General features: G+C 71.4%; 1 protein-coding gene. It reads right to left on the reverse strand.

Translation table 11 applies throughout. The annotated features are described in order from the left end of the window. Positions 1–37 precede the first annotated feature (37 nt). The coding region (locus HW445_RS30360) for a PQQ-binding-like beta-propeller repeat protein (protein WP_374939725.1) at positions 38–1,582 on the reverse strand (1,545 nt) is incomplete at its 5' end.

Here is a 1,582-nt window from a genome sequence, read left to right on the forward strand (position 1 = left end):
CGGCGGTGCGGGCGGTCGGCCCCGACGGTGCGGGCGGTCAGCCCTTGGCGCCGTAGGCGACCGCCAGCATGGTCTGCGAGCTGGCGTCGTCCTTGGCGTACACCTCGCTCATGTAGAGCCGTCCGTCGGCGTACAGGTACTCCTCGTACTCCGGCGAGAACTCGAACTCCACCTCCAGCGTCTTCGGGTCGGCCGGGAGTTGCAGGAGCACCGTCTCCTTGAAGCTTTCGCCGTCGATGCTGACGATCTGGCCGCCCTTGTCGTACGGAGGCCGCTTGTAGGCGATCAGGTTGCCGCCGTCGGCGCGCAGCGGGTGCAGCGACGCGTTCTCGCCCGCCTCGGCCTTCTGACCGGTCGCCTTGCCGGTGGCGAGGTCGATGGCGACGACCTCGTTGCTGCGCCCGCCGTCGCCGCCGGTGTCGTGCTCCTCGGTGGGCAGGAAGAGCCGGTCGCCGCTGACGGCGAGGCCCGAGCACTTCTCGACGCGGGTGATGCCGTCGCAGTCGGCGGCGTAGGTGTCGCCGGGTGCGGAGATCTTGGCGAGGAGCTTGCCGGTGGCGGCGTCGATGGAGAAGAAGTCGGAGATGCCGCTGCCGTCCCCGGCGGTGTCGCCGACGTCGGCCGCGACCACCAGCGGAGAGGTGGAGACCACCGACGCGTACTCGACGCCCTCGGGCATCTTGTACTCGGAGAGCACGGTGCCCTTCCGGGGGTCGACGGTCTGGATGTGCAGCTGGCGGGCGTCGTACGCGCCGCAGCGGCGGACCGCGACGAGGGCTTCGCCTCCGCCGTAGCCGGAGTCCTTGCACTCGTCACCCGGCTTGGGCTGCCACAGCGACTCGCCGCTGGACAGGTCCCAGGCGGCCCCGCCGGAGCTGGAGCCGGCGGCGACGGTGGTGCCGCTGAGGGTGACGTTGTCGAACCCGATGGCCCGGTCGCCGTTCTTGGCGTTCTTCGTCCACAGCTTCTTGCCGGTGGCGAGGTCGAGCGCGGTGACCTCGCTGCAGCCGTGCATGGGCGTCTTGACGGTCGGCATCTCCGGCTCGTGGACGATGACGGTCCTGCCGTCGTCCGTCGTGTGGTGGGAGGTGGAGCAGACCGGACCCGGCAGCGGGATCGTCCACTTCTTCGCGCCGTCGTCCTTGCCGTACGCGTTGATCTCGGCCACGCCGCTCTTGACGAAGGCGTCCTTGGTGATCCAGGAGCCCTCGATGGTGACCTGGAGGCCCTTGTCGACCTTCGGCGCGTCGAGCTGGTAGAGCAACGCCGCCGAGGGGTCGGACGGCGCCTTCTCCTTGCCGCCTCCGGCGCCCTTGCCGTCGCCGCCGCCGGTGGAACCGCCGGCCGTCGGGGCCTGGTCGTCCTTGCCCTGCGAGTACCAGACGCCGCCGCCGATGATCAGCGCGATGGCCACCACGGCGGACACCACGATCGCCGCCTGGGCACGCAGCGCCTTGCGCTCGGCCTCACTGCGCTGCGTCGGCGGCTGGGCGGCGGGCTGCGGCACGGTGGGGGCCGCGTGCTGCGCGGGGTAGCCGTACTGCGGTGCCGCGGGCTGCGTCTGCGGGGGCTGCTGCTGGAG

The sequence above is a fragment of the Streptomyces sp. UH6 genome (assembly GCF_013421635.1).
Lineage (GTDB): Bacteria > Actinomycetota > Actinomycetes > Streptomycetales > Streptomycetaceae > Streptomyces > Streptomyces abyssomicinicus.